This window comes from Arthrobacter sp. JB02-1C, from assembly GCF_057748045.1.
This window is the reverse complement of record NZ_CM173235.1, coordinates 772,229-794,179: the sequence shown is the minus strand read 5'-3', so window position 1 is coordinate 794,179 and position 21,951 is coordinate 772,229. Positions and strand designations below refer to the sequence as shown.

Here is a 21,951-nt window from a genome sequence, read left to right as displayed (position 1 = left end):
CATGCCGCACCACGGGAACGAAGAAGAGCACAGCGCCGCGGGTGACCGCAGCGACGCGCAGCAGCGGGACGCCAACCGGGATGACGCCCAGAAGCCGGTCATCCACGACAACCGCAAGGTTGATCCGAAGACTGGCCAGGCGCGGCACCCCGACCAGGAACGCGCCGCTCCGGAGTCCGGAGACGCGCTGTCCCAGGCCGAGGACATCCTCAACAGCGTCGACGTTCCGGCAGCGGACTCGGTGGCACAGGGTGTCAACGCCGGGGAGGCGGAGGAACTGAAGAACGACCTCCGCCGGCTGCAGGCCGAGTACGTCAACTACCGCAAACGGGTCGAACGCGACCGCGCCGTCGCCGGGGAGATGGCCGTCGTCGGCGTCCTGAACGCCCTGCTTCCGGTGCTGGACGACGTCGACGCCGCCCGGCAGCACGGTGACCTCGAGGACGGCCCGTTCGCCGCGATCGCCGTGAAGCTGGAGAACACGCTGAAGACGTACGGCCTGGTCCGGATCAACGAGACCGGCGTGGACTTCGATCCCACGATCCACGAGGCGCTCGTCCAGCAGCCCGGCCAGGACGTCGAGACGGACACCGTCAGCCAGGTCCTCCGGGCCGGCTACCGGGCCGGCGAGCGGGTCCTCCGCGCCGCGCAGGTCGTCGTAGCGGTCCCGGCGTAACCACACGCCATCGAGATGGCAGTTCGCACCGGTGTTTGTTCTAAAAATTGGCGTGAACTGTCATCTCGGCACACAGATTTGAAAGGAAACGCCATTGGCTAGCCAGGACTGGGTGGACAAGGACTTCTACAAGATCCTTGGTGTTGCCAAGGACGCTTCCGACGCTGACATCAAGAAGGCGTACCGGAAGCTGGCGCGGAAGCACCACCCGGACACCAACGCGGGGGACACTGCTTCGGAGAAGAAGTTCAAGAACATTTCCGAGGCTTATTCCGTCCTCTCGGACCCCGATGAACGCCAGCAGTACGACGCGATCCGGGCGATGGGCAGCGGCGCGCGCTTTGCCCCCGGCGGTGCGGGCGGCGCGGGCGGCGGCGCCGGGTTCGAAGACCTGTTCGGCGGCCTCTTTACCGGCGGCAGCGGACGCCACTCCGGCGGGTACAGCACCGCTGGCGGAATCCCGCCCGAGTTCGCCGACCTCTTCGGCGGGGGCTTCGGCGGCGGCGGCCAGTCGTTCCAGCGCGCCCCCCAAAAAGGCGCCGACCGCACCGCGTCCACCAGCATCTCCTTCGCCGGATCCATCCGCGGCACCACGATCGGCCTGCGCGAACCGGACGGCGAAGTCATTGACGTGCGCATCCCCGCGGGCATCAAGGACGGCCAGAAGGTCCGGGTCCGCGGGAAGGGCCAGTACGGTCCGGCCGGCAACGGTGACCTCATGGTCACCGTCGGCGTGAAGCCGCACGATTTCTACACCCGCGACGGCGACAACCTGCGCATCCACGTCCCGGTCACCTTTGCGGAGGCTGCCCTGGGCGCCGACATCGAGGTCCCGACGATCGACGGCGAGAAGGTCAAGGTCCGGGTTCCCGCCGGCACCCCCGCCGGACGGACACTGCGGGTCAAGGGCCGCGGCGTCAAGCACTCCAAGGCGACCGGCGACCTGCTGGTGACGATCGACGTCGCCGTTCCCAAGAAGCTGAACAAGGACGCGGAGGAAGCCGTGAAGGCGTTCGCCGCCGCGACCTCCGGTGAGGACGTCCGCGCCGGGCTGGCAGCCAAGGCCCGGTTGTAGGAGTCCAGCCATGGACATCGAGTTCGATCAGCCGATCTTCGTCATCTCCGTCGCCGCGGAGCTGGCAGACATGCACCCGCAGACCCTGCGGCAGTACGACCGGCTGGGCATTGTCTCGCCCCGCCGCGCCCCGGGGAAATCCCGGCGGTACTCCCAGCGGGATGTGAACCGGCTTCGGGAGGTGCAGCGGCTCTCCCAGGAGGGGGTCTCGCTCGAGGGCATCAAGCGGATCCTGCAACTCGAGAACCAGGTCGCCGCGCTGCAGCGCCGGGTCGGCGAACTCACCGAGGAACTCGGCCGGCGCCGCCAGCCGGCCGACTCCCGAATCTTCGCCGCCGGTGCCGCGGGCGACGTCGTCACGCTCGCCCGCGGCCAGCGGCCGCGCGCCCGTTCGCAGGCCCTCGTACTGTGGCGCCCGCGAGTTTTGGACCAGTAGCCGGGGCTGTCCCTGCAGCCCCGGGGCGGGGCCTGTTTTGGGCCATGTACTAGCATGATTATGCAGGCCACGCGCCACCGCGCGCCCTGAGTACGGCTGCCTATCCGTCCGGATCGGGGCCTGCCGACGTCCCCATTCTCTGACGCCGGCCCGCGTGCCAACCGGAGGAGGACCCCATGGCTGAAGAAGCAAAAGCCCACCGTCCCGGCGACGGTCCCCATAAGACACCTGTCCAGCGGACCCTGTTTGGCGGCACCGACCGACGCACCAACCTGCCCGATTTCGAGAACCGCCCGCCGATTTCCAGCGAGGAGCTCAGCAGGGGGCCGGCCGAGCTGATCGAGGACCGCAAGCCCAAGGTCAACTGGCGCGTTTTCATTATTGCCTCGTCCGTCATCATTGCCTTTTCCGCCTGGACCATGGTGATGCCGGCCGGTGCCGCCGCGACCATGAAGACCGTCGTGGCATGGATCGCGCAGAACGTCGGCTGGTTCTACGTCCTCACCATCACCGTCGTCATCGGGTTCGTCCTCTGGGTTGCCTTCTCCAAGGAAGGATCGGTGCGGCTCGGACCGGACCACTCACGCCCGCAATACAAGCTCTTCACTTGGGTGGCCATGCTCTTCGCCGCCGGCGTGGGCATCGACATGCTCTTCTTCTCGGTCACCGGACCCATCAGCCAATACATCACGCCGCCGTCCGGCCCCGGCCAGACGGCTGCCTCCGCCCAGGACGCCGTCGTCTGGACCATGTTCCACTACGGCATCGCCGGCTGGGCCATGTATGCCCTGCTGGGCATGGCGATGGGCTACTTTGCCTACCGCTGGGGCATGCCGCTCTCCATCCGGGCAGCGCTCTATCCCCTGCTCGGCAAGCGGGTCCGCGGCGGGATCGGCGACACCATCGATATCCTCACCCTGGTCGGCACCGTCTTCGGCGTGGCCACCTCCATGGGCATCGGCGTGGTGCTGCTGAACGTCGGGTTCTCCCTGCTGTTCGGACTGCAGCAGGGGCTGGGACTGCAGATCGCGCTGGTGATCGTCGCCGTCGTGATGACCATCGCGGCGTGTACCTCCGGGGTGGACAAGGGAATCCGCTGGATCTCCGAGCTGAACATCTGGAGCGCGGCCGCCATGCTGCTCTACATCCTGGTCACCGGCCAGACCTCCTTCCTGCTCAATGCCCTGGTCGAGAACATCGGCCGGTTCATCTTCACCCTCCCCGACCGCACCCTGCAGACCTTCGCCTACGAGGCCGGCGGCTCGGAATGGATGGCTGGCTGGACGCTGTTCTTCTGGGCGTTCTGGATGGCCTGGGGCCCGTTTGTGGGGCTCTTCCTGGCCCGGATCTCCCGGGGCCGCACGCTGCGCGAATTCGTGATCGCCGCCATCACGGCCCCGGTGCTGTGCGACTTCCTGATCGTGAGCATCTTTGGCAACAGCGCCATGCATGAGGTCCTGTCCGGCAACACCGCGTTCGCCGAGCTGGCTATCAGCAGCCCGGAGCAGGGCTGGTACGCGCTGCTGGAGATGTTCCCCGGCGCCGGCTTCCTGATCGGCCTGGGCACCTTGTCCGGGCTGCTGTTCTACCTCACCAGTGCCAACTCCGGCGCTATGGTGATGTCCAACTTTTCCTCCTCGATCCCGGACCCGTCCCAGGACGGCGCCAAGTGGCTGCGGGTCTTCTGGGCCATGCTGACCGCGCTGCTGACCATCGCCATGCTGGTGGCCGGCGGTGTAACCACCATGGAGTACGCCACGCTGATCTTCGCGCTGCCGGTGACCATCATTGCCTTCCTGGTGATGGCCTCCTTCTCCAAGGCCCTGCGGATGGAGCGGGCCGAGCGCGAGGGCCACGTCGTGCGCCGCCAGGCCACCGCCGCGCACGGCGGCCTGGTGCCCGAGCGCAGCTGGCGCCAGCGACTGGCGGGGATGCGCTCCTACCCGTCGAAGAAGCAGGTGGCCCAGTTCATGGAACGCGTGGCGCAGCCGGCCCTTGCCGACGTGCTCAGGGAATTCACCAACCAGGGCTACCAGGCCACGCTGGAAAACGTCCCGAACGAGGAGACCGGCATTTCCAGCTACCGCCTGGTGGTGCACATCCCGGACCACCGCGACTTCGACTACCAGGTCCAGGCCCTGGAAGCGCCGGTACCCATGTTCGGCGGCCGCATGTCCCGTGAAACCGACGTGTACTACCGGGTGGAGGTCTTCACCCAGACGGGCTCGGAAGGCTATGACCTGATGGGCGTGACGCACCAGCAGGTCATTGACGACGTCCTGGACCGCTACGAGGCGCACCTGGGATTCCTGACGTACTCAAGCCAGCATGACTACGCTTCCGTGCTCACGCCCACGCCGCCGCCCACCGGCGCGATCGCCCAGGTCCAGGCGGCAGTGGAGAGCGGCGCGACGGGCCCGGACGCCGAGGTCAAGGACTGACGGGGCCGGCCGTCTGGTTCGGCCGTCTGGGTCGGCCGACGGCTGGTGCCGGCTGCCGAGTGCTTCGAAACGAGGAACTGAGTACACCGTTCAGCTGCCCACGTAGCAGCAAGCCGGAAAGTCGAGTACCTGCCTCGCGGGACCTCGCGGCCGGCCAGACTGTTCAATTGAGATGGCCAGGCACCGGAGCTGGCAATTCGAACAGTGGCAGATGCCGGGGGGGCACCGCATGTTGAATCACCGAACCTTCGATCCATCAGCGCCGGGTGCCTCGGTGCCCGGACCCGCACTGAGCGCGGGCAGGCCATGAATTCCGGGCTTAGTTCCCTGGCCCTCCTGGCTGGATCACTGCCGGGCCTGGTCCTGCTGTCCGTGGGCCAGACAGTTGTGGTGGTATGCGTCTGCTTCGACATGGTTCGCGCGCTCTCGGTGCCGCGGTCCCACCGCCGCTACGTGGCAACCACGGTCTTTACGACCCTGGCCTGGCCTTCCATCGTCATCAGCGGAGTCTCGGCCCTGATTTATGCCGCCAGCGGGACGTGGCTGAACGTCACGGGCGGAGTCTTCGTGATGGTCATGATGATTTTCCGCTGGCGCCACGGCGGCGATGAGGACAACTGGTGGAAGGGCAAGGGCAAGAAGCTGGCCACCTGGTTCCGAAACCAGACCGCCTCCCGGACAGTGACCGCACCCGCCGCGGCTTAGTCGTTGAACAGCCCGGCCAGGTCCTCGGCGGTCAGTGTCCCGGAAGAGAGTGCCTCGCCCGCCATGACGTCCGCGAACAGCTGGGACTTCCTGGCCTTGAGCGCCATGACCTTTTCCTCGATGGTGTCCTTCGCGACCAGCCGGTAGACCATCACGTTGCGTGACTGGCCGATCCGGTGCGTGCGGTCCACGGCCTGCGCTTCGGAGGCGGGGTTCCACCACGGGTCCAGCAGGAACACGTAGTCCGCCTCGGTCAGGTTCAGGCCGAAGCCGCCCGCCTTGAGGCTGATCAGGAAGACGGGTGCGGCGCCATTCTTGAACTCGTTGACGACGTCGGTGCGGTTCCGGGTGCTGCCGTCGAGGTAGCAGAATTCGATGTTCTCCGCGACGAGCCGCTCCCGGACCTTGCCCAGGAAGCCGGTGAACTGGCTGAAAATCAGGGCCCGGTGTCCCTCCGCGACCAGGTCCTCCAGCTGCTCGAACAGGACGTCGAGCTTGCTGGAGCGCACCCCGGAGAGTGACGGGTCGACCAGCGAGGGGTCGAGGCTGAGCTGGCGCAGCAGGGTCAGTGACTGGAAGATCGTGAAGCGGTTTTTGTTGACGTCCTCGATCAGGCCCAGGATCTTTTGCCGCTCACGCTGCAGGTGGGTCTGGTACACCTTTTGGTGCCGCGGGTTCAGGACCACCTCGAGGACCTGCTCCTGCTTGGGCGGCAGGTCCTGGATCACCTGTTCCTTGGTGCGGCGCAGCATCAGCGGGCGGACCCGGCGCCGGAGCTTGTCCAGCTGGGCCCGGTCCCCGTTCTTCTCCACCGGCTTCTGGTAGTACTCGGCGAAACGCTTGGGGCTGGCGAACAGTCCCGGGGCCACGATCGAGGTCAGCGCCCAGAACTCCATCAGGTTGTTCTCCAGCGGCGTGCCGGTGATCACCAGTTTGAAGCCGGCCGGCAGTTTCCGGGCGCACTGGTAGGCCTTGGACTGGTGGTTTTTGACGAACTGCGCCTCGTCCAGCACCAGGCCGGCCCAGGTCCGTGAGGCGTAGGCCTCGTAATCGATGCGGAACAGGGCGTAGGAGGTAATCACGACGGCGGCGCCGGCCATCGCCTCGGCCGGGAGTGAGCCGCTCTTGGCGAAGGTCTCACTGATCGCCCGGACCGTCAGGCCCGGTGCGAACCGGGCGGCCTCGGCCTGCCAGTTACCGACCACGCTGGTGGGCGCCACCACCAGGAACGGCGCCGCGCCGGCGGCGGGCACGGAGGCATCGGGGTCGTCGGCGGCGGGCAGCACGGCAGGGGCCGGGTCCAGACCGCCGGCCGCGTCCTTCGCAGCGCAGATCAGCGCGAGGGCCTGGACGGTCTTGCCGAGGCCCATGTCGTCCGCCAGCACCCCGCCGAGGCCGTGCCGGTAGAGGAAGCTCAGCCAATTAAAGCCTTCGAGCTGGTAGGGCCGCAGCTCCGCATTGAGCGAGGCCGGCAGCGGCAGGCCGTTGATGCCGCCGGCCAGCAGGCCGCCCACGGCTTCCCGCCACGCAGCCGCCTGCTGGTCCACGATGCCCAGCTGGGCGAGTTCGTCCCAGAGTCCGGCCTGGAACCGGCTGATCTGCAGCGGCGCGTCCTTGCCCTGGTTGTCCTGCAGGATGCGGGCCTCGTCGATCAAGGCCCGAAGCTGGTGCAGCTCGGGCAGGTCCAGCGAGAAATACGCGCCGCTGGGAAGCAACATCCGGGTCTGGCCGGCGGCCAGGGCGGAGAACAGCGCCGCGAAGGACACCGGCTGGCCCTCGAGGGTGATGACGATGCCCAGGTCGAACCAGTCCCGGCTGTCGGTGGCCGTGGTGGAAAGCTTCACCACCGGCGCTTCCTCGGCTTCGCGGTAGTTGGCGATGTCACCCGCCGTGTCCACGGACACGTCCGGAAGGGTGCGGAGCCGGGGGAGCACCTCTTCGGTGAACGCCAGGGTGTCCAGGCCGCCGAGTTCCGCGGACGCCGCAAGCCGGGGGGTGCCCCAGCCGCCCGTGGCCGACTCACCGAGCTTCGGCACCACGTCCCACGGCTGGCCGACGGCCTCCAGGATGACGGCTTCGGCGGTGTCATCGCGGTAGCCGTGGTCGCCGGGGTGGCGCCAGAGCGGCTGGGCGGTGACCAGCGCGCCCGCCTTGTAGTGCCACTCCCAGTGCAGCCGGACCCGGTGGTCGGCGCCGTAGTTGGCGAGCAGGGACAGGGTAGGGACCGCCAGGGCGGGCAGCTCCACCGACTCGTCGGAGGCGGTCACCCGGGCGGTCTGCTTGAGCTTGGGGTAGAACCCGGTCAGGAACCGGGCCTCATCCCTGGCCGGGATGTGCAACGTGGTGCCGGCGGTGACGAACGTCAGGAGTTCGTCGCTCAGTCCGGCTTCCAGCGGCGCGAGCGTAATCGCCGCGTCCGCCGGGGCCGCCCCGGGCAGGCTGCCGGGATCCGAGCTCAGGAAGATGCCGTGCGCGGGGCGGCCGATGGTCCCCACCGAGGCCGGATCCACCTCCTCCCCTGCGACGGTGATGGTCGGCGCGAGGGCCAAACCGCCGTCGTCCCCGGGCGCCTCCGCGCCGAAGCGGGTGAGGTTAAGCCCGACGGCGGCCGGCTGGTCGGCCAGCCGGACAGGGGCGTCTCCCCGGCCGTGGACCAGGGCCACGCCGATCTTCCGGGCCTCGGCCAGCAGGCTCCACAGGTTCTTGCCGGCGTAGGTGTTGAGCCCCAGCCACGGGGCAGTGCCGGCGTGCTGCCGGTTCGCGACGGCGGTGTGCGAGGCGAGGAATTCCTGCATCCACTCCACGTGGGCTTCGTTGCATTCGCGCCGGTAGTTCAGGTAGCTCAGGGTGTTCCAGGACACATGGCCGCGGATCCACTTGCCTTTGGCGCCCATGATGACCGGCCGTGCTTTCAGCTGCCGCACACTCCGCAGCGGATCGCGGCGCCCGGTGTAGGAGAAGTGCGGGGCCGGTTCCTCGAGTTCGAACTGCAGCGCCAGCGGGACGCCGTTGGTTGACTTGGTGATGCCGGGTTTGGCAAGCAACGGGCTGAGCGCCTGCTCCCAGTCCGGCAGCTCCTGCCCCGCGGCCCGGCGCGCCAGCCGGGTTGACTCCGTCGGGGCCAGCAGCTGGACCCGGATCGCGGGGTTGTCCTCGGCGGCGAAGAGCAGGGCGGCGACGTGCTTGCAGTCCTTGCGCACCGGGCAGCTGCAGACGCCGACGGTGCAGCTCCAGCCGCCGCCCTTGCGGACCAGTTTCGCCGTCGTCGAATAGGGTAGCGGAGCGCCGCCGCGGACCTTTCCGAGCATCAGGCCGGTGCCGGCGTCGAAGGACATGCCGGAAACCCGGCTTCCCATGGCGTAGGCGAGCCCGGCCGCGAGTGAGCGGTCGTTGATCGCGGGGGTTTGTATCGCCAGTGCCGCACTTTCGTCCGGATGGGATGGCATGTGGGCACTACTTTCAGCGGTTGGTCATCTGATCCATCTTAGCCAGCCCGACGCCGCCCGGAAACTTCGCCTGACGTTCACTTCGGCCTCGGACCGTGCTGATCCGCCCGGCCCTACCGTGGAAGGGAACGGAGCACCACCCGCCGCCACTACCGTGAGGAATCCCATGAGCAGCAACCTGACCTCGAGCCCGACCGTCACCGAACACCCCACGGTCCTGACCGTGGAAAGCCTCAACGGAGGCAACGTGGACGTGGTGGATGCGAATGTGGACGTGGTCAACGCCATGTACGCGGAATTGCTCGACGCGGATGAGATCGCGCCCAACGCCCTGCGCAGCTACTACGTCGACTTCTACCTGACGCAGGCTCTCGGGGGAGGGTTCGCCCAGTACGTGTTCACCGTGCCGGAGCGCGAGGAGGTCGACAGCTACGTCCGCGAAGGACTTGCCGGCATGGGCGCCACCGCGCACCTGGACCTGTTCAACCGCAGCGTGGCAGCCTTCGACTCGCTCTCGGATGAGGAGGCTGACGCCTACCTCGACGGCGATGCCGAGCTGGGCTTCGATGACGACGCCGACGGTACCGGCGACGGTTCCGACGACGGGGACGGTACCGACGGTACCGACGGTACCGACGCGGTGGTACCGGAGGCGGTCCAGCTCCTGGAGCAGCTGGACGACACATTCGAGCCGCTGCTGGAAACCGAGGATATTGTCGCGCTCAACGCGGCCTGGCTCCGCAGCCAGCCGGACCTGCTGGTCCTGGACGCGGACGAACTCGACCGGCACATCCACGAACGGGTGTCCCGGATCCCCAACCTGGCCGAGCGCCAGGCGGAGGCAGCCGAGGAAGAACTCAGGAGCGCTCCCGAGTTTGAACTGATCATCCGGGAGTTGTGCGAGGTGGCCGGCCAGACCCTGGTAAAGATCACCATGGGGGACCCGAACCACGACCACAACGGCGAACGGGTGCTGGCCTGGCACTTCGCCACGGACCAGGGCGAGTTCCTGATGGTGGAGGACGACGAGGAGGCCTACATGATCCACCCGGAGACCCGGGAAATCGTGGCGGCGGTCGAGTTCGAGTTCGAGGACGACGACGAGCTGGAGGCCGGCGCCGAGTAGCGTCCGGCGCCCGGTAGCCGCCGGCGCCTAGTAGCCGCCGACGGCGGCGGGCTTGATCATGTCGCCGGCGGGGTTCACGAGGTACCAGACGCCGCCAACGCCCTGGCCCGCGACGTCACCGGGGGCCTGGTCCTTGGCGAAGTGGTACGCCGGCATCCCGTTGATGGTCAATTGCTTCTTGCCGTCCGGGGTGGCGATGGTGCCCACCTTGGCGGTGACGCCCTGGACCGCGGGGGCGCCGGAGCCGGCGAGCACCGGCGGCCAGTTGGCCATGCAGGATCCGGTGCAGGCGCTGGTGCCGGAGTCCTTCGTATCCTTCGCGAAGACGTAGACGCTCATGCCCTTCGCATCGACCACCGCCAGCCCGGCGCTGGTGGATGCTGTCTTGAGGTCCGGGGCCGCGGCCGGCTCGGCGTCCGTGGCGGGTGTCGCCGGCGCCGGGGTTGCCGCCGCGGCCGGTCCCGTCGTCGCGGGGGCGGGGGACGCCGTCGTCGTGGTCCCGCTGCCCCCAGCGCAGCCGGAAACGATGACGGCGAGGGCAAGAGCAGAAAGGGTGGCGCCGAAGTGCTTAGTCATGATGACTCCTTGGCTGGGTGCCGGCCGTCTCGCGGTCCGGCTAGCTGATACGACGCCGCCGGGTAAAGAATGGTTCAACGCCGGGACGTTGAACTTTTGCGCCGGCGCGTACGTCTTAGAGGGCAGGACCAGCCGTGGAGGTGCCGCATGCCCCTGGATGAAGACGTGGTGGCCGCGATCTACCGCGACCACGGCACCGCCCTGCGGCGGTTCGTCCTTGGCGCCTGCCACGACCCGCAGCTGGCGGACGACGTCGTGCAGGAAACGGTGCTGCGGGTCTGGCAGCAGGCGCCGCAGGTCACCGGCAGCCTGCGAAGCTACCTGTTTCGGACCGCGCGCAACATCATGATCGATAACTACCGCAAGGCGCAGCGCCGGCCCCGGGAAACCGCTGAACGCGACGTGGCCGGCCCGGCCGGAACCGCCGGGCATATCGACGAACTGCTCAACCGGGTCCTCATGGAGGAGGCCCTGCTGCGCCTCAGCGCCGAACACCGGGACGTGCTGGTGGCCCTGCACTACCGCCGCCTCACCGTCCGGGAGGCCTCGGCGGACTTGAACATTCCCGCCGGCACGGTGAAGTCCCGGGCCTTCTACGCCATCCGGGCGCTGCGGACCATTCTCGACGAACTGGGGGTACAACGGTGAGCGGAATGGAAGTCCATCAGCTGCTCGGGGCCTATCTGCTGGGCGGCCTCGACCCGGCTGATGCTGCTGGCTTCGAACGGCATCTGGCCGGCTGCCGGGACTGCCGGGCGGAGCTCGATGAACTGGCCAGCCTGCCGGCCCTGCTGGATGCGGTCCCGGTGCCCGACGCCGTCGCGCTCGCCGCATCCGGCCGGACGCCGGACGGTGCGCCGGCGCCGGCGCACCCGCCGGCGGTGCTTCCTGGTGCGCTGCTGGCGGCGCTCGCGGCACGCCGCCGCCGGATCAGGCTGCTGTGGTCCGGCGCGCTCGCGGCGGTGGCCGCCGCCTGCCTGGCCCTCGGAACTCTGGCCGGCCCGCTGCTGGTCCACCGGCCCGGGCCGGACGCCAGCTATTCGGTCGCGGCGGCCAACGGGCCTCAGTTCACCGTGGACCTCCTGAAGAAAACCTGGGGCACCGAGCTGGCCGTCGACGGCACCAGCATGCCGGTGGAGGGGACCCTCTCGCTGTGGGTCAAGGGCCGCGACGGCGGCGAGGACCGGGCGTGTGCATGGACGGCAACCCCGAGCGGCAAGGTGCGCATCACCGGGGCCACCCCGCTGCAGCTGGCCAGCATCGGCAGCATCGAGATGCGCAACGCCCGGCAGCAGACCGTCGCGGTGATCACCGTTCCGCACCCGTAGGAGCAGTTCTGCCCGCCGCAGGTTCCTCCGCCGGGCCCGCCCTGCACAGAGTCTTTTAGCCCTTTAAGTCGTGGCACAGGGCTCTGTAAAGTCGGTGATGCCTTGGCGGTCCGCCCCACGTGGAGCCCGAGAACCTGGAAAGGCAGGAACCGGCCGTGGCCGGGAGAAAGGGCGGCCCCGCACCCCCGCGCCGTCCCACGTTTCAACCGTCCCACGTTTTAAGGGACCGGACGGCCGGCTTCGCTACTCCCGCCTTCCTGAGGAGACCTGATGCACCTCTTGCCCCGTGAGCAGGAAAAACTCCTGATCGTCGTTGCTGCCGACCTGGCCCGCCGCAGGCAGGCCCGGGGATTGAAGCTGAATTTCCCGGAGTCCGTGGCGCTGATCAGTTACGAACTGATCGAAGGTGCCCGTGACGGCCGGACGGTGACGGACCTGATGAGTTACGGCACCACCTTGCTGACCCGGGACGACGTCATGGAGGGCGTCCCGGAGATGATCCCCGACGTCCAGATCGAGGCGACGTTTCCCGACGGTACCAAGCTGGTCACCGTCCATCATCCGATCCGCTAGGAGTACGGCCATGATCCCAGGAGAGTATGTCCTCCGTTCCCAGCCGGTGATGATCAACGAGGGCCGCGACGCGGTATCCGTCGTCGTGACTAACACCGGCGACCGGCCTGTCCAGGTCGGATCGCACTACCACTTTGCCGAGGCGAACTCCGCCCTGACCTTTGACCGGCAAGCCGCCTACGGCCGACGGCTGGACATCCCCGCCGGGACGGCAGCACGGTTCGAGCCCGGAGACCGAAAGCACGTGCGGCTCATTGAACTCGGCGGAACCCGGGAAGTGTACGGCCTGAGCAACGCTGTGAACGGTGCCCTGGGCAAAACCGAAGGAGCAGGACAATGAGCTTTGAGCTTCCCCGCCGGCAGTACGCGGATCTGTACGGACCGACGACCGGAGATTCCATTCGGCTCGCGGACACCGAGCTGTTCCTCGAGATCGAAAAAGACCTCACGGTCTATGGCGAAGAGGTGGTGTTCGGCGGCGGCAAGGTCATCCGTGCCGGCATGGGCCAGAACGGCCAGGTGACCAGGGACGGTTCTGGTTCCGGTGACGGAGTGCCGGACACGGTCATCACCAACGCGATCATCGTGGACTACACGGGCATCTACAAGGCCGACGTCGCCATCAGGGACGGACACATCCTCAAAATCGGCAAGGCCGGCAATCCGCAGATCTCGGACGGCGTCGACATCGTCATCGGGGCCAGCACCGAAATCATCGCCGGTGAGCGGCGGATCCTCACCGCCGGCGGGATCGACACCCACATCCACTACATCTCCCCGGACCAGGTCCCCACCGCGCTGTGCAACGGGATCACCACCATGGTGGGCGGCGGTACCGGCCCGGCCGAAGGAAGCAAGGCCACCACCGTCACGCCGGGGAAGTGGCACATCCAGCGGATGCTGCAGGCCGTGGAAGGGCTTCCCATCAACATCGGAATATTCGGCAAGGGCCACGCGTCCGCCACCGAGCCGCTGGCCGAACAGGTCCGCGCCGGCGCCGTGGGGCTCAAGGTCCACGAGGACTGGGGCGCCACCACCTCCTCCATCGACAACTCCCTGAAAGTGGCCGACGAGTACGACGTCCAGGTGGCCATCCACACCGACACCCTCAATGAGTGCGGCTTTGTGGAGGACACCATCCGCGCCATCGATGGCAGGGTCATCCACACCTTCCACACCGAAGGTGCCGGCGGCGGCCATGCCCCGGACATCATCAAGATCGCCGGGCTGCCCAACGTCCTGCCGGCATCCACCAACCCGACGCTGCCCTACACGAGCAACACCGTCGAGGAGCACCTGGACATGCTGATGGTGGCCCACCACCTCAGCCCGGCCATCCCGGAGGATGTAGCCTTCGCCGATTCCCGCATCCGCGCGGAGACCATCGCCGCCGAGGACGTCCTGCAGGACCTGGGCATTTTCGCGATCACGTCCTCCGACTCCCAGGCCATGGGCCGGGTGGGCGAAATGGTGACCCGCACCTGGCAGCTCGCGGACAAGATGAAGCGGCAGCGCGGCGTGCTGAAGGACCCCCAGGACGACAGCACAGCCGGCACTCACGGTGCCGAGAACGGCGCCGGGGCCGAGAGCGATAACTTCCGGATCAAGCGCTACATCGCGAAGTACACCATCAACCCCGCCATCGCGCAGGGCATGGCGGACTCCATCGGCTCCGTTGAAGAGGGCAAGTTCGCGGACCTGGTGCTGTGGGACCCGGCGTTCTTCGGCGTCAAGCCGGGCCTTGTGCTCAAGGGCGGCCAGATCGCGTACGCGGTCATGGGCGAAGCCAACGGCTCCATCCCCACCCCGCAGCCGCGCACCATGCGGCCCATGTTCGCGACGTTCGGCAAGGCCGTGCAGAAGTCCTCCATCACGTTCCTGTCCAAGGCCGCGATCGAGGCCGGCGTGCCGGAAGAACTCGGACTGGAGAAGGTCATCCGCCCGGTTTCCGGCATCCGCTCCCTGACCAAGGCGGACCTCAAGCACAACAATGTCACCCCGGACATCGAGGTGGACCCGGAAACGTACAAGGTGACCGTCGACGGCGAGGAAGTCACCTGCGACCCCGTGGACGTTCTGCCCATGGCCCAGCGCTACTTCCTCTTCTAGGAGCCGGCGGTGATTATCGAAAAGGTGCTGGGCAACCTGCACGACCTGCCGCCGGACGCCGGGGAGTACGCGGGCCTGCACCGGGAGAAGGTGGTCCTGCCCAGCGCCGAATTGGTGAAGCGGATCCAGCGCGTCACCACCGACCACGGCAAGGAGCTCGGCATCCGGCTCCCTGCCGGCTCCGCCGACCTGCGCGACGGCGACATCCTGCACGTAGCCGGGACGAACATGATCGTGGTCTCCGTCCTGGCCACCGACGTCCTGGTCATCGCACCACGGTCCATCCACGAAATGGGCGTGGTGGCGCACTCCCTGGGTAACCGGCACCTGCAGGCCCAGTTCTTCGACGCGGCCTCCGAGTACGGCGCTGAGGTTATGGTCTGCGCCTACGACCACACCGTGGAGGACTACCTCCAGCACGTCGGTGTTCCCTACGACCGGCAGGAACGGGTCATGCCTGTTCCTTTCCGCCATGCCGAACACAGCCACTAACTACCAGCTCGCGCTCCAGCAACTGACGGACTCCGCCCTGCCGAACGGGGCCTTCGCCCACTCGCTCGGGTTTGAGACCTACCTTGACCGCGGCCTGGTCCACGATGCGGAGTCGTTCGGGATCTGGCTTACCGCGTTTGTCGGGCAGCAGCTGACGTACTCCGACGGACTGGCCATCCGGTTCCTCTACGAGGGCCTGGACGTGCAGGAGCTTGATGTCCTGCTCTCCGGGCAGCTCCTGCCCAGGCAGGTGCGCGAGGCCAGCGTCACCATGGGGAACCGGCTGCTGGAGATCGGCGCCGAAGTCTTTCCTTCGGCCGGGCTGGGGGTGTACCGGGCGCTGGTGGCTGGTGGCCGTGCCGCCGGCCACCAGCCGCTGGCGTTCGCCGTCGTCGCCCGGTCCCTGGGCGTCCCGCTCGAGGAGGCGCTGCCGGCGTACCTCTTCGCCACAGTCACGGCGCTCACCCAGAATGCCGTGCGTGCCATCCCGTTGGGCCAGAACGCCGGCCAGCGGCTGCTGGGGCGGGCGGCCGGCGACGTTGCTGCCGCCGTCGGGCACATCGCGCGCCTCACGCCGGAGGACTTCGGGGCCGTCAGCCCCGGCCTGGAAATTTCGCAGATGCGGCACGAACGCCAACGTGCGCGCATGTTCATGAGTTAGCTGTGCTTTTTGACTGAGGAGGACACCATGACAGAACCCATCACCATCGGTATCGGCGGTCCCGTCGGGGCCGGCAAGACCCAACTGGTGGAACGCCTCACCCGCCATCTGAGCAGGGAAATTTCCATGGCCGCGATCACCAATGACATCTACACGATCGAGGACGCCAAGATCCTGGCCGCCAACGGCATCCTGCCCGAGGACCGGATCATCGGGGTGGAGACCGGCGGGTGCCCGCACACCGCCATCCGTGAGGACACGTCCATGAACACGGCAGCCGTTGAGGAACTCAAAAAACGGCACCCGGACCTGCAGGTCATCTTCATTGAGTCCGGCGGTGACAACCTCTCGGCCACCTTCAGCCCCGAACTGGTGGATTTTTCCATCTACATCATCGACGTCGCCCAGGGCGAGAAGATCCCCCGCAAAGCTGGCCAGGGGATGATCAAGTCGGACCTCTTCATCATCAATAAAACCGACCTCGCCCCCTACGTCGGCGCAGACCTCTCGGTCATGGAAAGAGACTCCAAGGAATTCCGCGGCGACAAGCCTTTTTGTTTCACCAACCTCAAGACCGACGAAGGTCTCGACGGGGTCATCGACTGGCTGCGCCGCGACGTCCTCATGCTCGACCTGTCGCGGTGAAAGCCGGCACCGCGGCGCTCTGCGACTCCGCCGCCCCGATAACCCCGATAACCGCAGCCCGGCCGGAGCGGGGCCGTCTTGAGCTTGAAATCGCCGACCGCGGGGGTCGCTCGATCGCCTCGCGCCAGTTCCACCGGGGCGCCCTGCGGGTCCTGCGGCCGCATTACCTCGATGACTCCGGCCAGGTTTGCTATGTCATGGTCAACCCCGGCGGAGCCTACCTGGGCGCCGATCTCTACGTCATCGAGGTGGAGGTGCAGGCCGGGGCCCGGCTGCTGTTGACGACGCAGTCGGCGACCAAGATCTACCGGACCCCCGGCTCCTTCGCGGAGCAGCGGATGAGCGTGAACCTGGCGGAACGGGCGCAGCTGGAACTGGTGCCGGACCAGCTCATCGCGTACCGGGAGGCCAGCTACCGGCAGACCACGCAGATCACCGTGCAGCCCTCATCGACCCTGGTGATGGCCGAAGTGGTAACCCCCGGCTGGTCTCCCGACGGTTCCTCGTTTAAGTATGAGGAACTCCGGCTCCGGAACGAGGTCCGCGTTGCCACACCCCAGGGCGCCGAACTGCTCGCCCTGGACAACCTGCTGATCCGGCCGCCACTGGGGGATGTCACCGGCACCGGGTTCATGGAGGGCTTCAGCCACCTTGGGTCACTGATCGTCGTGGACGCCCGGGTGGATCAGGCACTCACCGACGAACTGCACGCCATCACGGCGGGATACGACGCCTACACCGGGCTATCGCTCACCGAGAGTAAAGGGGGAACCCGGGGAGTGGTCCTCCGGTCCCTGTCCAACAGCACCGGCGAACTCAACCAGTTGCTGGGAGCCTGCACGGGGCTCCTGCGGGACCGCTGGTACGGGCAGGCACCCGTGGACCTCAGGAAGTACTGATGACGGCACTCGGCGCCCTCACGCTCCTCTACCGCCGGCGCGAGTATCTGCCCGCCAGGACCCGGATGCTGTTCGTCGCCCTCGCCGTCGCCGTGCTCCACTGCGCTGCCGCCGCGTTGTTGGTACTCGGCAACACCGCCGCCGGTCAGCCGCTGGCCGTCGGCCTGGTCCTGGCCGCCTACCTCGCCGGTATTAAGCACAGCTACGACTGGGACCACGTCGCTGCCATCGACAACTCCACCCGCCGCTTCGTCGCGCAGCGCAAGGACCCGGTCAGCGTCGGATTTGCCTTCAGCCTCGGCCACAGCTCCGTGGTGGTTTTGGCCGGCGCGCTGGTTGTCTCCGGGGCCGGCCTGGTCGCCCAGCTGATGCAGCAGGGCAGCACCGGCAACCTGCTGTTGAGGCTGATCGGCAGCGGCGTCTCCGGGCTGTTCCTGCTGATCATGGGCTGCTACAACGGAGCTGCCTTCCTCGGGGCTGCCCGCACCTACCGAAAAGCGGCACGCGGAGGAGACATCGGCGTCGGAGACCTTGAGGTGAAGGGCTTGATCGCCAGGCTCCTGGCCCGGCCCCTGGCCAGGGTGGAGCGGCCACGGAGCATCTACGCGGTGGGTTTCTTGTTCGGGCTCGGGTTCGACACTGCCACCACCATCGGCCTGCTGCTCATGACCGCCGCTGCGACGCTTGCCGGCGTGTCCGCCTGGGCGCTGATGACGATTCCGTTGGCATTCACGGCCGCGATGACCCTGTGCGACTCCGTGAACGGGGCCGCGATGATGCGGATGTACAAATCCGCCATCGACAACCCGCAGCGCAAGCTCGGCTTCAACGCCGTGATCACGGGCTTATCGGCGTTCTCGGCGCTGTTCATTTCGCTCATCACCCTGGGCGGGTTTTTCAACGGCGCTCTGGGCCTGGATGACCCGGCCACCACCTGGCTGGCCGGAATCGACCTCGGAGACGCCGGGCTGACCCTGGTTGCCGCGTTCGCTGTTGCCTGGATTGTTGCCGCACTGCTTGGCCGGAGGCGCCCGAAGTGATTCTCCGCGGTACCCATCCCGAGACCATCCGCGCGCTGAATTGGTTCGGGGTGACGAGCCGGGGATTGAGCCAGATCTACTTCCAGGCCAACGCCTGGACGGGTCTTGCCGTCCTGGCGGGATTCGCCATCGCCAACTGGCGGATGGCCGTCCTGGCCGTGGTGGGGCTGCTGTTCTCAACCTTGAGCGGCGTTTTGTGCCGCCGGACCAGGGAGGAGCTGGGCAACGGCCTGCACGGCTATTGCGGAGCGCTGGTGGGGGCCGCGCAGTATTCCGCCCTGGGCTTCACCTGGCCCTCGGCCGTTTTTGCCGTCCTCGGCGGACTGGCGTGCGGGCCCGTCACGGTGGGGGTCGCCTGGTTGTTCCACCACCCGTCCATCCGCAAGTACTCGCTGCCGGTCACCACCGCCCCGTTCTGTCTCGTCGGCGGGGTGCTCTTCGCCGTGCACACCTCGCTGCATGGCCCCCGCACCGACCTGGGCGAGGTGCCGCAGAATTTGGTGGCCAACCTGGGCCAGGCCATCCTGACGAACATCTCCGAAGTGGTTCTGGTCGACTCCGCCGTCGCCGGTGGCGTCATCCTCCTCGGGCTGCTCATCGCGAACTGGAAGGTGGCCGCAGCGGCGCTGCTGGGCAGTTTCCTCGAAGCCATGATGGACCTGTTGACCGGCTCCGATGTCCAGGCCCTCGCCCACGGCCTCCTCGGCTACTCCGGGGTGCTCACGGCCATCGCGCTGGCAGTGGTGTATCTGCACGGCACCTGGCAGCCGTGGGTCGCCGCGGTTGTCGGCGTGGTCATCTCATCGACACTCGCCTGGCTGATGGGTTTGACGGCGCTCCCCGTCTACACCTGGCCGTACATCCTCGCCACCTGGCTCATGATCGTGGTGCTCCACCACGTCCCGGGCTTCGCCCGGCGGCTGTGAACCGGCGCCGCACCCGTGCTAGGCCGGGATCGGCCTGCCGCCGGGGCAGAAGGTGCCATCAGCCCGGCGGCTGTGAACCGGCGCCGCACCGTTGCTAGGCCGGGAGTGGAGCCGCGTCGCTCGGCTTCACCGTTGCCGCCGCCGACAGATCACTGAAGGCCCCGCGGTATCGTGCTGCCGGGTGGCTGGACTCAAGTCTCGGGCCGCGGCCGAAGACCTTCTCACGCAACGTGCCCGGAGCGTATTCCGTCTGGACCAGGCCGCGGCGCTGCAGCTCCGGCAGCACGCCCTGGATAAAGTCCGTGTAGGAACCGGGGATGATCTGGTTGATGATGTTCACCCCGTCGATCCCGGCATCCTGCCAGCGTTCCAGTTCGTCGACAATCTGTTCCGGCGTGCCGGCGATCTGCTGGGCCTTGGCGCGGTAGCGGGCCAGGTCGCCGATCGTTGGTTTGCCGCCCGGAACGGAGGCAATCGCCGCCTGGAGTACGCCCTGGGCGCCCTCGGTCTCGATCTCGCCCAGCGGGGTGTCGAGCGGCAGGCCGCCCAAATCGACGCCGATCCCGCCGCCGATATGCGCGATGATCGTGTCGAGATCCAGGTAGTCGTCATAGTCGGACTGCTTGCGGGCGACCTCGGCCTCGGTCCCGCCGATCACGAAGGACAGGCCGCCGAAGATCTTGACGTCGCCGGCCGCCCGGCCCGCCGCGGCTTCGAGGGCGCGGATTGAGGCGGCTTGCTTCTTCACGTATTCAACGTTGGGGGCAAAGAGAAAGGTTGCCTCCGCGTTCTCCGCGGCGAACTTCTTGCCGCGGGACGAGCTCCCGGCCTGGAACAGGAAGGGGGTGCGCTGCGGGCTCGGCGAGACCAGGTGCGGGCCGTCAATGGAGTAACGGGACCCGCGGTGGTTGATCTTGTTGACCTTGGTCGGGTCCGCGTGGATGCCGCGGACCTTGTCCGCCAGCAGCGCGCCGTCGTCCCAGGAACCCTCCCAGAGCTTGTATGCGGCCTCGGTGTATTCCTCAGCCCAGTCGTACCGGTCGTCGTGCGGAGTGAGTCCGGCGTTACCGAAGTTCCGGTGGGCGTTCTCCAGCACGCTGGTGACGATGTTCCAGGCAACCCGGCCATTGGAAATATGGTCCAGGGTCGACATTTGACGGGCCAGCTGAAACGGATCGGACTGGATCACGGAGCTGGTCATGGCCAGCCCGATGTCCTGAGTTACCGCCGCCAGGGCGGAGCAGAGAACCAGTGGATCATTCGAAGGTACCTGCAGCCCCCGCTGGAGCAGGGAAGCCCATCCACCCTCGTGATCGCCGTACAGCCCCACGACGTCGGCGAAGAACATTGCATCGAACTTTGCCTCCTCCAGCTCGCGGGCGAGCTCGACCCACAACTGGAGCTCGTTGAAGCGGTGCTGTTGCGCCTCCGGATGACGCCATTGACCGCCCAGGATGTGGTTGGTTGTGTTCATCACGAAAGCGCTCAGGAGCAGGCGCGGACGTTCGTCAAAGGTTCCCATCAGGAATCGTTCCCCTTGCTGGTCGTGGTTCTTTGGCTGGTCGTGGTTCCCGGTACGGCATCGCCGATGCTGTGCAGACCGGTGGGAATGGTCCCATTGATGTGAAAGTCGCCGACGGACCGCGCCTTGAACACCACAGGGTTGTGGGTGGCCACAGTCCGGGCGTTGCGCCAGTGCCGGTCCAGCCCCTTGCTGAGGCTGGTCGAGGAGGCGCCGGTGACGTCGAAAAGCTCGTTGGCGGCGGCCAGGACCAGGGCGGGGACCGTCACATGGGCCTGCTGCACTCCCAGCTCGGCCCGGACGAAGGCTGCCTCCTCATCAAGCCCAAGAGAAGGATCGACGGCGGCGTCCAGGTCGCGTGCGGCTGCCACCACGATGGACTGGGCGGCGTAGACGCCGGCGGCGATCTGTCCGACGCGTTCCTGAATCAGCGGATCGTCGCGGAACAGCGAACCGGAGCCGGTGTTGAAGGTGCGCGTGCGTTCCCGGACCAGCGCGCTGGCGTCGCGAAGCGCCGCGTGACCGATACCGACGAGCACGCTCAGCAGTGCGAGCTGGAAGAAGGCCGGTTCCAGGGTGCTGGTGACCTTGCGCTGAAGGATGTCCTTGGGGTCGACCACCACGTCATCAAAGATGGCCGTTCCGGTGCCGGTCAGCGGCTGACCGAAGCCGTCCCAGTCATCGAGGATCGTGACTTGCGGGTCATCCGCGCGGACCAACGCATACTGCCGGCCTTCCAGTCCCTCGGTGCTCGCCATGACCACCACCCAGTCGGCGAAGATGCTGCCGGTTGTGTAGTATTTTTCGCCCTTGAGCAACCAGCGGCCATTCTCCTGGCGGAGTTTCGTCTGGGTGGTGCCGAGCGCGTTGCCGGAACGTTCCGTGGCGGCGTTGCCGAAGATCTCCCCGGCCAGGACCCGGGGGAACCAGCGGCTGCGGAATTCGACGGGTTGAAGCGCAATGGTTTCCACGAACGAGAAATGGGACCGCAGCAGATGCGAAACGTTGGAGTCCGCGGCGGCGAGTTCGATCAGCAGCCGGCTCAGGTGCTCATAGCTGACCGGGTCCCCTCCGTGCTCGGCGGGGACGCGGAGTGCGGTGAAGCCGCTTTCCCGTAACCAGGCGACAGGTTCAAAGGGCAGGACGCGGTTCGCCTCGCGTTCCAGGGCGCCGTCTGCGATGCGCGCGAATACCGCCTGGAATCTGGCGGACAACGCCCGGTAGCGGGCCTCGTCGCTGAGTTCCCGTACATCTGTTGTGCTTGTCATCTTGTTC

Annotated in this window: 21 protein-coding genes; 17 read left to right on the top strand and 4 right to left on the bottom strand. The window is 67.4% G+C overall.

Annotation, left to right across the window (positions count from 1 at the left end; all coding sequences use genetic code 11):
- The first annotated feature begins 1 nt into the window (after position 1).
- The 5 genes from AC3ANP_RS03790 to AC3ANP_RS03770 all read left to right on the top strand — a co-directional run bounded on the left by AC3ANP_RS03790 (position 2) and on the right by AC3ANP_RS03770 (position 5,333).
- On the top strand, positions 2-676 hold the full coding sequence (locus AC3ANP_RS03790; RefSeq protein ID WP_488332024.1) for a nucleotide exchange factor GrpE: 675 nt from the start codon (positions 2-4) through the stop codon (positions 674-676).
- A 94-nt stretch (positions 677-770) separates the two neighbouring features.
- The gene (locus AC3ANP_RS03785; protein ID WP_488332023.1) at positions 771-1,751 is read left to right on the top strand and encodes a DnaJ C-terminal domain-containing protein; all 981 of its coding nucleotides are present in this window, start codon (positions 771-773) and stop codon (positions 1,749-1,751) included.
- A gap of 10 nt (positions 1,752-1,761) precedes the next feature.
- Entirely contained in the window at positions 1,762-2,187 is a 426-nt protein-coding gene (locus tag AC3ANP_RS03780; protein WP_488332022.1) for a heat shock protein transcriptional repressor HspR, read from the top strand.
- Between the two features lie 176 nt (positions 2,188-2,363).
- The gene (gene betT / locus AC3ANP_RS03775; RefSeq protein WP_488332021.1) at positions 2,364-4,628 is read left to right on the top strand and encodes a choline BCCT transporter BetT; all 2,265 of its coding nucleotides are present in this window, start codon (positions 2,364-2,366) and stop codon (positions 4,626-4,628) included.
- Positions 4,629-4,934: 306 nt separating this feature from the next.
- Complete coding sequence (locus tag AC3ANP_RS03770) at positions 4,935-5,333, top strand: hypothetical protein (protein WP_488332020.1); 399 nt, start codon at positions 4,935-4,937, stop codon at positions 5,331-5,333.
- Here the strand turns inward: AC3ANP_RS03770 and AC3ANP_RS03765 are convergent.
- A complete protein-coding gene (locus tag AC3ANP_RS03765) occupies positions 5,330-8,779 on the bottom strand; it encodes a DEAD/DEAH box helicase (protein ID WP_488332019.1) in 3,450 nt (1,149 codons plus the stop codon). The two genes, AC3ANP_RS03770 and AC3ANP_RS03765, sit on opposite strands and share 4 nt — an antisense overlap.
- Positions 8,780-8,945: 166 nt before the next feature.
- On the opposite strand from AC3ANP_RS03765, the gene AC3ANP_RS03760 reads away from it, so the two are divergent.
- Positions 8,946-9,905 (top strand): DMP19 family protein, encoded by a 960-nt coding sequence (locus AC3ANP_RS03760; protein WP_488332018.1) that lies wholly within the window; start codon positions 8,946-8,948, stop codon positions 9,903-9,905.
- Between the two features lie 27 nt (positions 9,906-9,932).
- On the opposite strand, the gene AC3ANP_RS03755 is transcribed toward AC3ANP_RS03760, so the two are convergent.
- On the bottom strand, positions 9,933-10,481 hold the full coding sequence (locus AC3ANP_RS03755; RefSeq protein WP_488332017.1) for a COG4315 family predicted lipoprotein: 549 nt from the start codon (positions 10,479-10,481) through the stop codon (positions 9,933-9,935).
- Between the two features lie 147 nt (positions 10,482-10,628).
- Between AC3ANP_RS03755 and AC3ANP_RS03750 the strand changes: the two genes are divergently transcribed.
- From AC3ANP_RS03750 to AC3ANP_RS03700, 11 genes are all read left to right on the top strand, one after another.
- A complete protein-coding gene (locus AC3ANP_RS03750) occupies positions 10,629-11,129 on the top strand; it encodes a sigma-70 family RNA polymerase sigma factor (protein WP_488332016.1) in 501 nt (166 codons plus the stop codon).
- Positions 11,126-11,809, top strand: coding sequence for an anti-sigma factor family protein (locus tag AC3ANP_RS03745; protein ID WP_488332015.1), 684 nt, complete (start codon positions 11,126-11,128; stop codon positions 11,807-11,809). The genes AC3ANP_RS03750 and AC3ANP_RS03745 overlap by 4 nt, the downstream gene beginning before the upstream one ends.
- A 270-nt stretch (positions 11,810-12,079) precedes the next feature.
- A complete protein-coding gene (locus AC3ANP_RS03740; protein WP_488332014.1) occupies positions 12,080-12,382 on the top strand; it encodes an urease subunit gamma in 303 nt (100 codons plus the stop codon).
- A 10-nt stretch (positions 12,383-12,392) separates the two neighbouring features.
- Positions 12,393-12,722, top strand: a complete 330-nt coding sequence (locus AC3ANP_RS03735) for an urease subunit beta (RefSeq protein WP_488332013.1) — start codon at positions 12,393-12,395, stop codon at positions 12,720-12,722.
- Positions 12,719-14,491 carry an urease subunit alpha gene (gene ureC / locus AC3ANP_RS03730; RefSeq protein WP_488332012.1) on the top strand — a complete coding sequence of 591 codons (1,773 nt, stop codon included), beginning with the start codon at positions 12,719-12,721 and terminating at the stop codon, positions 14,489-14,491. Before AC3ANP_RS03735 ends, ureC begins: the two co-directional genes overlap by 4 nt.
- 9 nt (positions 14,492-14,500) lie before the next feature.
- A complete protein-coding gene (gene ureE / locus AC3ANP_RS03725; protein ID WP_488332011.1) occupies positions 14,501-14,983 on the top strand; it encodes an urease accessory protein UreE in 483 nt (160 codons plus the stop codon).
- Positions 14,964-15,644, top strand: coding sequence for an urease accessory protein UreF (locus tag AC3ANP_RS03720; protein WP_488332010.1), 681 nt, complete (start codon positions 14,964-14,966; stop codon positions 15,642-15,644). Before ureE ends, AC3ANP_RS03720 begins: the two co-directional genes overlap by 20 nt.
- A 27-nt stretch (positions 15,645-15,671) precedes the next feature.
- A complete protein-coding gene (gene ureG / locus AC3ANP_RS03715; protein ID WP_488332009.1) occupies positions 15,672-16,289 on the top strand; it encodes an urease accessory protein UreG in 618 nt (205 codons plus the stop codon).
- A 38-nt stretch (positions 16,290-16,327) separates the two neighbouring features.
- Positions 16,328-17,188 carry an urease accessory protein UreD gene (locus AC3ANP_RS03710; RefSeq protein WP_488333136.1) on the top strand — a complete coding sequence of 287 codons (861 nt, stop codon included), beginning with the start codon at positions 16,328-16,330 and terminating at the stop codon, positions 17,186-17,188.
- Positions 17,188-18,228 (top strand): HoxN/HupN/NixA family nickel/cobalt transporter, encoded by a 1,041-nt coding sequence (locus AC3ANP_RS03705; RefSeq protein ID WP_488332008.1) that lies wholly within the window; start codon positions 17,188-17,190, stop codon positions 18,226-18,228. The genes AC3ANP_RS03710 and AC3ANP_RS03705 overlap by 1 nt, the downstream gene beginning before the upstream one ends.
- Positions 18,225-19,154 (top strand): urea transporter, encoded by a 930-nt coding sequence (locus AC3ANP_RS03700; RefSeq protein ID WP_488332007.1) that lies wholly within the window; start codon positions 18,225-18,227, stop codon positions 19,152-19,154. Before AC3ANP_RS03705 ends, AC3ANP_RS03700 begins: the two co-directional genes overlap by 4 nt.
- A gap of 94 nt (positions 19,155-19,248) precedes the next feature.
- On the opposite strand, the gene AC3ANP_RS03695 is transcribed toward AC3ANP_RS03700, so the two are convergent.
- Positions 19,249-20,676: an NtaA/DmoA family FMN-dependent monooxygenase gene (locus tag AC3ANP_RS03695; RefSeq protein WP_488332006.1), complete on the bottom strand. Its 1,428-nt coding sequence runs from the start codon at positions 20,674-20,676 to the stop codon at positions 19,249-19,251.
- The gene (locus AC3ANP_RS03690) at positions 20,676-21,944 is read right to left on the bottom strand and encodes an acyl-CoA dehydrogenase family protein (protein ID WP_488332005.1); all 1,269 of its coding nucleotides are present in this window, start codon (positions 21,942-21,944) and stop codon (positions 20,676-20,678) included. Before AC3ANP_RS03690 ends, AC3ANP_RS03695 begins: the two co-directional genes overlap by 1 nt.
- Positions 21,945-21,951: the final 7 nt, after the last annotated feature.

Excerpts from the sequence above, each read along its gene's own strand:
- AC3ANP_RS03790 (WP_488332024.1), top strand. The coding sequence starts at position 2 with ATGCCGCACCACGGGAACGAAGAAGAGCACAGCGCCGCGGGTGACCGC.
- AC3ANP_RS03780 (WP_488332022.1), top strand. The coding sequence starts at position 1,762 with ATGGACATCGAGTTCGATCAGCCGATCTTCGTCATCTCCGTCGCCGCG.
- betT (WP_488332021.1), top strand. The coding sequence starts at position 2,364 with ATGGCTGAAGAAGCAAAAGCCCACCGTCCCGGCGACGGTCCCCATAAG.
- AC3ANP_RS03770 (WP_488332020.1), top strand. The coding sequence starts at position 4,935 with ATGAATTCCGGGCTTAGTTCCCTGGCCCTCCTGGCTGGATCACTGCCG.
- AC3ANP_RS03765 (WP_488332019.1), bottom strand. The coding sequence starts at position 8,779 with ATGCCATCCCATCCGGACGAAAGTGCGGCACTGGCGATACAAACCCCC.
- AC3ANP_RS03760 (WP_488332018.1), top strand. The coding sequence starts at position 8,946 with ATGAGCAGCAACCTGACCTCGAGCCCGACCGTCACCGAACACCCCACG.
- AC3ANP_RS03755 (WP_488332017.1), bottom strand. The coding sequence starts at position 10,481 with ATGACTAAGCACTTCGGCGCCACCCTTTCTGCTCTTGCCCTCGCCGTC.
- AC3ANP_RS03750 (WP_488332016.1), top strand. The coding sequence starts at position 10,629 with ATGCCCCTGGATGAAGACGTGGTGGCCGCGATCTACCGCGACCACGGC.
- AC3ANP_RS03740 (WP_488332014.1), top strand. The coding sequence starts at position 12,080 with ATGCACCTCTTGCCCCGTGAGCAGGAAAAACTCCTGATCGTCGTTGCT.
- AC3ANP_RS03735 (WP_488332013.1), top strand. The coding sequence starts at position 12,393 with ATGATCCCAGGAGAGTATGTCCTCCGTTCCCAGCCGGTGATGATCAAC.
- ureC (WP_488332012.1), top strand. The coding sequence starts at position 12,719 with ATGAGCTTTGAGCTTCCCCGCCGGCAGTACGCGGATCTGTACGGACCG.
- AC3ANP_RS03720 (WP_488332010.1), top strand. The coding sequence starts at position 14,964 with ATGCCGAACACAGCCACTAACTACCAGCTCGCGCTCCAGCAACTGACG.
- ureG (WP_488332009.1), top strand. The coding sequence starts at position 15,672 with ATGACAGAACCCATCACCATCGGTATCGGCGGTCCCGTCGGGGCCGGC.
- AC3ANP_RS03705 (WP_488332008.1), top strand. The coding sequence starts at position 17,188 with ATGACGGCACTCGGCGCCCTCACGCTCCTCTACCGCCGGCGCGAGTAT.
- AC3ANP_RS03695 (WP_488332006.1), bottom strand. The coding sequence starts at position 20,676 with ATGGGAACCTTTGACGAACGTCCGCGCCTGCTCCTGAGCGCTTTCGTG.
- AC3ANP_RS03690 (WP_488332005.1), bottom strand. The coding sequence starts at position 21,944 with ATGACAAGCACAACAGATGTACGGGAACTCAGCGACGAGGCCCGCTAC.